This window comes from Amycolatopsis sp. NPDC059027, from assembly GCF_042739735.1.
Classification (GTDB): domain Bacteria; phylum Actinomycetota; class Actinomycetes; order Mycobacteriales; family Pseudonocardiaceae; genus Amycolatopsis.
The window spans coordinates 158,424-164,822 of the sequence record NZ_JBHYIK010000003.1 but is presented as its reverse complement, the minus strand read 5'-3'; the positions used below and the strand labels follow the sequence as shown (position 1 = coordinate 164,822).

Genomic DNA, 6,399 nt, shown 5'->3' with positions numbered 1-6,399 from the left:
TACCGGGTGTCTCTGCGGCTTCCTCTTGTTTATAAACCCCACCCGCATTTGCCGCGCGGCCGCCCCCGGCCCCCCCGGGGCCCCCCCCCCCCCCCCGGTTCCGGATCCGGACGGTCGGCTCGCGTACTCAGCCGGACGACACGCGTACCTGGGGAGCCGGTTCGTGTACCTGGATGGGACGACACGGGCTAGTTCGTCAGGTGGCCCCAGGTGTAATCCTGCTTGGCGCGCTTGAGGTACACGAACAGTTCGGTACCGGTCACTTCCGGGATCGAGCGGATGTCCGCACCGAGCACCTGCAGCAGGTGTTCGTCGTCCCGGCAGGTCAGCTCGGCCAGCAGGTCGAAGCTGCCCGCGCACAGCACGACGGAGTGCACGTGGGGCAGCGAGGAAAGCCTGTCCGCGACGTCGCGGGGATCGCCGCTGACGGTGATCCCGACCATCGCCTGCCGATCGAGATCGACGTTGGCGGGCGAGGTGATGGCGACGATCTGCATCATGTCCTCGCGCAGCAACCGCTGCACCCGCTGGCGTACCGCGCCCTCAGACAGGCCCACCGCCTTGGCGAGCGCGGTGAACGAGGCGCGTCCGTCGTGCTGGAGCAGCGAGATCAACGTCCGGTCGGTGCTGTCCAGTCCTCGCTGGGCGCGCTGATCGTCGTTCCGCGTGCGTACTTCTTCACCCATGCCGTCCCTCCCTTTGTTTCGGCATGTGTTTTCTTAAGCGCGCAGCGTATCCAGTCGCACCGACAAAGCGGGAGACCTTATCGTCACGTTATCCGCGCGCGTGTCGCGGTGTGCGTTCTGCGTACCCTCGTCGGACATCTTTCGCTGTAGTCCGGCCGCCCGTTACGGTCCGGGGCCGCTTCACACCCGCGACCAGGAGGGTCCATGAACCGGGCCGACGGCGCGCCTGGCGCCGTCGGCGAGGGAGACAGAGCTTTCTCCGGTGTCACGCCGGGCAAGGGCCCAGGCGATCATCGGCGCGTCATCGAAAACTCATCTGCCGTGATTAGCGTCCCCGGCATGATTACTTCCACAGTCACGCACCTGGCCGTCCCCTATGGCGCGAGCAGCGATCTGCCGCACGCGCTGGTGTCCGCGGTGGTCGTGGGCGCGCTGCTCGCCGGGGTGAGCGCGCTCAGTGTCGCGGTCCGCAAGCGGAAGGTCGCGAGGGCTGAGGCGGCCGCGTCGGCGCCGGTCGAAGATCGCTCGCAGACGTTGCTGCGTCAGGCCCAGTGGCATGACCAGAGCCGCGATCAGCTGGCTACCCAGGGCCGCGCGGAGGAGGCGCTGACGCACGCCAGGTCCGCGGCGGACCAGTGGCGTGAGCTCACCCGGGTGCGGCCGGGACGGTTCCAGGCCGAACTGCAGGCCGCGTTGCGGCGGCTCGGTGAACTGCTGGCCGCCGCAGGGCAGCCGGACGAAGCGGCGCGTGTGCAGCACGAAGCCGCCGGAATCGCCTGAGGATCACCATGCCCGCAGCCGTTTGGACCGGCAGGCGTGGCGATCCGGCGAACGTGACCGCCGACATCGCCCGTGTGCTCGGAAGCGAACTCGGCCTCGCCGGACCGCCGTCCGCCATGACACTTCCGGCCGACAGCATCGGAGTTCCCGCCGGGAGCCTGTTGCCGCCGCGCGAACGGTTCAGCGGGATGCCGGCGCCGACGCACTGTTTCGTGTACGTCGACGCCCCGGCACCCCGGCCGTTCGAGCTCCGTGCCGCGATCATGAGCGGCGGTTCGGTGATCCGCCGCAGCATGGGGCTGGGCACGCTGCTGTACGCCGTTCCGCTGGACGTCCCGCTGCCCGCCCGGGTCGCGCTGGGTGGCTCGTCGTTCGAAGGTGACGTCGTGACCGCGGGCATGCTGAACGCGGATCCCACGTTGCTGCAAGCGGCCGCCGCGTTGACGCCCACCGTCGCCGGGCCCGATCCCAGCCACAGCTGGAAAGTCGAGCGGCTGCTGGCCCTCGAACCGCTCACCCAGGGGGCGGTCCTGCTCGTGCGTACCCTGCACCGGGCGCGTTCGACGGGATGGACGCTCAGCGCGGGCGCGGTGCTGGACCTGGCCGCCCGGATCGAAACGGTGCTGCGGTAAGGCTCAGCCGACGTCGCGGCGCAGCAGATCCTCCTCGGTTTCCCGGCGGACGAGCAGCGTGGCCATACCGTCGCGGACGCCGACGACGGGCGGGCGGCCGATGAGGTTGTAGTTCGACGCCAGCGAGTGGTGGTACGCACCGGTGCACGGCACGGCAAGCAGGTCGCCCGGCCGGACATCGGCGGGCAGGCAGACGTCGTCGGCGAGGATGTCGCCCGATTCGCAGTGCCGCCCCACGACGGTCACCGGCTGCCGCGCGGCGCGGGTGTGCCTGCCGACGAGCCGCGCGGTGTATTTGGCGCCGTACAAGGCAGGGCGCGCGTTGTCGCTCATGCCGCCGTCGACGGCGACGAACGTCCGGCTGCCGCGCTTGACCGCGCACACCCGGTACACCGTGATCCCGGCCGGGCCGACGATCGCGCGTCCGGGCTCGATCGTCAAGCGGGGCAAGGGAAAGTCGTGCCGCGAGCATTCGTAGCCGAGCGCGATCCGCAGCCGCCGGGCATAGCCCTGGAGATCGAAGTCGGGGTCACCGGTGAGATACGGGACGGCGTGGCCGCCGCCGAGGTCCAGTTCCCGCAGCGTGACGCCGTGGCTGTCGCGGATGCGCACCAGCACGTCGACCATCTTCCGCGCGGCTTCCTCGTACCTGTCCACACGGGACACTTGCGAGCCGATGTGGCAGTGCAGGCCGACGAGCCGCAGACCGGGCTGGGCCAGCACCGCCGCGACCGCGCGGTCGACGTTGTCGTGAACGTCTTCGCGCAGCGAGAAACCGAACTTCTGGCCCTCGGTGCCGGTGGTGATCTTCGCGTGGGTGTCACCCGAAACGCCGGGTGTCACGCGGATCATGACCTGCTGGGCACCGTGGGCGAGCGCGCCGAGCGCCTCGATCTCGTCGAGCGAGTCGACGACGATGCGACGGACGCCGTAGGCCAGCGCGGCCTTGAGGTCTTCCGGGGTCTTCGCGTTGCCGTGCAACAGGATGCGCTCGGCGGGGAAGCCGATCGACCGGGCCGCGGCGATTTCACCGGCCGAGCAGGTGTCGAGGGAGAGGCCCTCCTCGGCGACCCAGCGCAGCACCGAGCGGATGCACAGCGCCTTGCTCGCGTAGGCGACCTCGGCCTCGGGCAGCGCACGGCGGTAGGCCCGCGCGGTGGCGCGGATCTGGGCCTCGTCGATCAGGAACGCCGGGGTACCGAACTTGGCGGCGAGGTGGCTCACCGGTGCACCGGCGAAGAGCAGCTCGCCGTTCTCACCGAGACAGGTGCTCCGCGGCCAAAGACCCGGTTCGAGGTGGTCGGCGGCCTCACAGCCGAGGCTGGGCAGGAGCTCGCTGAGCGTCACGGTTACCTCCGTGCGTGGGTCGTATCGGACACGTGCTCAGCCAACGCCGTGATCCACCGCGATGCCGCCGCCGTCGACACCCTCCTGACACTCCGAAGCCAGTCGCTGACGCGTCCTTAACGTGCGAGTAACTTCCGCCACACCCCCGCTGACCTGCGCGGTGCTGAGTTTTCCTGCCGTTCACCGTCACACCGGGCATGGTGAACACACAGCTGGGCGGAGGGATCTCCATGACTGAGGACAGTGCCGTCGTGGCGGCGGCGAAGGCCGGGGACGAAGCGGCGTTCAGCAGCTTGGTCGAGCGGCACCGGCGGGAGCTGCGGGTGCACTGCTACCGGATGCTGGGTTCGTACGACGAGGCCGAGGACCAGGTGCAGGAGACGTTCCTGCGGGCGTGGCGCAAGCGCGAGACGTACCAGGCCAAGGCGAGTTTCCGGGCCTGGCTGTACCGGATCGCCACCAACGCGTGCCTCGATTTCCTCGACGCGACCACGCGCAAGCTGCCGACGCTCGACCTGCCCGTCACCGAGGATTCCGACCTCGCGCCGCGGCCTGCCGTCGCCGTCCCGTGGTTGCAGCCCTACCCGGACCACCTGCTGGAATCGGTGGCCGACAAGGACGGGGAACCGGACGCGGTCGCGGTCGCGCGCGAGACGATCGAGCTGGCGTTCCTCGCCGCCATCCAGCACCTGCCCGTGCGGACACGTGCGGTGCTGATCCTGCGTGACGTGCTCGGCTGGTCGGCCAAGGAGGCCGCGTCGCTGCTGGAGACGACGCCCGCGTCGGTCAACTCCGCACTGCAGCGTGGCCGCGCCGAGCTGAAGGAACACCTGCCCGCGTGCCGCGCGGAGTGGCGCCCTGCCGCTAGTGCCGACGAGCGCGCCCTCGTGCGGCGCTACATGACGGCGGTGGTGGAGTGTGACGAGGACGCGCTCGCCGAGTTGCTGCGTGAGGACGTCCGGTGCAGCCACCAGGCGGGCGCCGGCGGTTGGATGGGGCCGGACCCGACCTGGTACGGCGGACTCGCCGAGGTGCTGGAGGGGTGGGCACCCGCGCTGCGGGGCGCCAACGCGCTCGACTTCGCCATGCGCCTTACTTCGGCGAACGGACAGCCCGCCGTCGCGAGCTACATCCGGTGGCCGTCGGAAGACCGGGAGTTCCACGCCTTCGCGTTGGACGTGCTGTCCATTATGGACGGCAAGGTTGCCGAGGTCGTCAACTTCGTCCCCGCCGTGTTCCCGTCCTTCGACCTGTCGATGACGCTGCCCGCCGACGCCGAGCGCGTGGCGTGATGGTCTGAGAGCGGGCTCGATGTCGCGAATGCTCCATTGAGGACGTTCACTGTCTCCAATGGAGCATTCGCGACATCAGGGGGTGGTGTGCTCCTTCACGATCTGACGTGGGTGGGCGTACGCAGTGGTGCGCCGACGGAATGCAGATGCCGCAGGACGAAACCGTAGGAACGCAACCAGCCGCACTGGGCGTACTCGATCCCGTGCCGCGCGCAGAACTCTCGCACGATCACCTGCGCGTGCCGCAGGTTCGGCCGGGCCATGCTGGGGAAGAGATGGTGTTCGATCTGGTAGTTCAGCCCACCCAGTGCGAAGTCGACCACCGGACCGCCTCGGATGTCGCGCGAGGTGAGCACCTGCTTGCGCAGGAAGTCGAGCCGGTGCCCGGCGGACAGTGTCGGCATGCCCTTGTGGTTGGGCGCGAACGAACAACCCATGTACAGGCCCCAAAGGCATTGGTGCACCGCGATGAACACGAAGCCGGTTCCCGGGGACAACACGACGAACACCGCGGTCAGATATGCGGCCAGGTGGCCGAGCAGGAGCGCCGCTTCGAGCTTGTGCCGCTTGACGTCCCGCCGCCACACCGCGACGACGCTCGACACGTGCAGGTTGAGGCCTTCGAGCAACAGCAGCGGGAAGAACAGGATGGCCTGGTATTTCGCCACCCAGCGCAGGAAACCGCGTCGCTCGCCGCCCTGCGCCCTGGTGAACGCCAGCGCGGCGATGTTGACGTCCGGGTCCTCGTCCTCGTGGTTGGGATTGGCGTGGTGCCGGTTGTGCGTGCCGATCCACCAGCCGTAGCTGAGCCCGACGAGGCTGCCGTGGACCATGCCGGTCGCGTCGTTGGCGCGGCGGCCGCGGAAGATCTGCTTGTGCCCGGCGTCGTGGCCGATGAACGACAGCTGGGTGAACATCATGGCGAAGAACGCGGCGAGGAACAGCTGCCACCATGAGTTCCCGAGGAACGCGAAGGCCACCCATCCGCCAGCGAAGGCGAGCAGGTTGAGGCCGATTTTCCAAGTATAGTAACGCCTTCTGCGTCCCAGCAGACCGGCGTGCTTCACCAGCCGGGAAAGTTCGGCGAAATCGGACCCGGTGCCGGGCGACGGCGCCCCCGGGTCGAGTGCTGGGGTCGTCGTCAAGATCATGCACCGCTTTGGGTACGTACGAAAGGCCTTGTCCAGCAAGGATTCCCAACCGCCGGAGGTCCCGGCGGAGAAAGGCGCTGGGCCTCCGGACGCCACGGAAGCTCCGTGGTCTGCCTCCAGGGTCTCACCCCGATAGGGCTCGTGCAAACCAACCATCGGGACACGATGAGGTGTACAGTCCGAGACATCGAGGACGAAACGTGAATCGGCGGCCTGCCAGGTTCACCCTCGGTGCCCGACCGGTCGCGTTGTCCGACCGGAGGACAGGAGCACCAACCGGCATCGGCCCATCCGCCGCGCAGAGCCCATCTTGGTCAGGCTGGCCAACGAGCAGCCGCTTCGCTGTTCCTCGCGAGGCAGCGCCCACCTCGGGTTCACGGACGGTGGACGACGTTCTTGATGTACCTGTCGAGGGGGGGGGGCGGGGGCACCCCGCGAGCGGGCCCCCCCCCCGGGGCCCCAACCCCCAAAAAAACGCGCCTCGACCCAAGACCACAAAGAGGCCCAGCCA

At 69.0% G+C, this 6,399-nt stretch carries 6 protein-coding genes; 3 read left to right on the top strand and 3 right to left on the bottom strand.

Annotation, left to right across the window (positions count from 1 at the left end; genetic code table 11):
• Nucleotides 1–188: 188 nt before the first annotated feature.
• Nucleotides 189–686, bottom strand: a complete 498-nt coding sequence (locus ACFWY9_RS03250) for an Lrp/AsnC family transcriptional regulator (protein ID WP_378326942.1) — start codon at nt 684–686, stop codon at nt 189–191.
• A gap of 339 nt (nt 687–1,025) precedes the next feature.
• Here ACFWY9_RS03250 and ACFWY9_RS03245 point away from each other — a divergent pair, with 339 nt between their 5' ends.
• Both ACFWY9_RS03245 and ACFWY9_RS03240 read left to right on the top strand, forming a co-directional pair.
• Complete coding sequence (locus tag ACFWY9_RS03245) at nt 1,026–1,466, top strand: hypothetical protein (RefSeq protein WP_378326941.1); 441 nt, start codon at nt 1,026–1,028, stop codon at nt 1,464–1,466.
• An 8-nt stretch (nt 1,467–1,474) separates the two neighbouring features.
• Nucleotides 1,475–2,098 (top strand): hypothetical protein, encoded by a 624-nt coding sequence (locus ACFWY9_RS03240; RefSeq protein ID WP_378338017.1) that lies wholly within the window; start codon nt 1,475–1,477, stop codon nt 2,096–2,098.
• Between the two features lie 3 nt (nt 2,099–2,101).
• On the opposite strand, the gene lysA is transcribed toward ACFWY9_RS03240, so the two are convergent.
• Nucleotides 2,102–3,445 carry a diaminopimelate decarboxylase gene (gene lysA / locus ACFWY9_RS03235; RefSeq protein WP_378326939.1) on the bottom strand — a complete coding sequence of 448 codons (1,344 nt, stop codon included), beginning with the start codon at nt 3,443–3,445 and terminating at the stop codon, nt 2,102–2,104.
• Nucleotides 3,446–3,675: 230 nt separating this feature from the next.
• Between lysA and ACFWY9_RS03230 the strand changes: the two genes are divergently transcribed.
• On the top strand, nt 3,676–4,737 hold the full coding sequence (locus ACFWY9_RS03230; RefSeq protein ID WP_378338016.1) for an RNA polymerase subunit sigma-70: 1,062 nt from the start codon (nt 3,676–3,678) through the stop codon (nt 4,735–4,737).
• Nucleotides 4,738–4,832: 95 nt separating this feature from the next.
• Here the strand turns inward: ACFWY9_RS03230 and ACFWY9_RS03225 are convergent, their stop codons facing one another.
• Entirely contained in the window at nt 4,833–5,888 is a 1,056-nt protein-coding gene (locus tag ACFWY9_RS03225; RefSeq protein ID WP_378338015.1) for a fatty acid desaturase family protein, read from the bottom strand.
• Between the last annotated feature and the right edge of the window lie 511 nt (nt 5,889–6,399).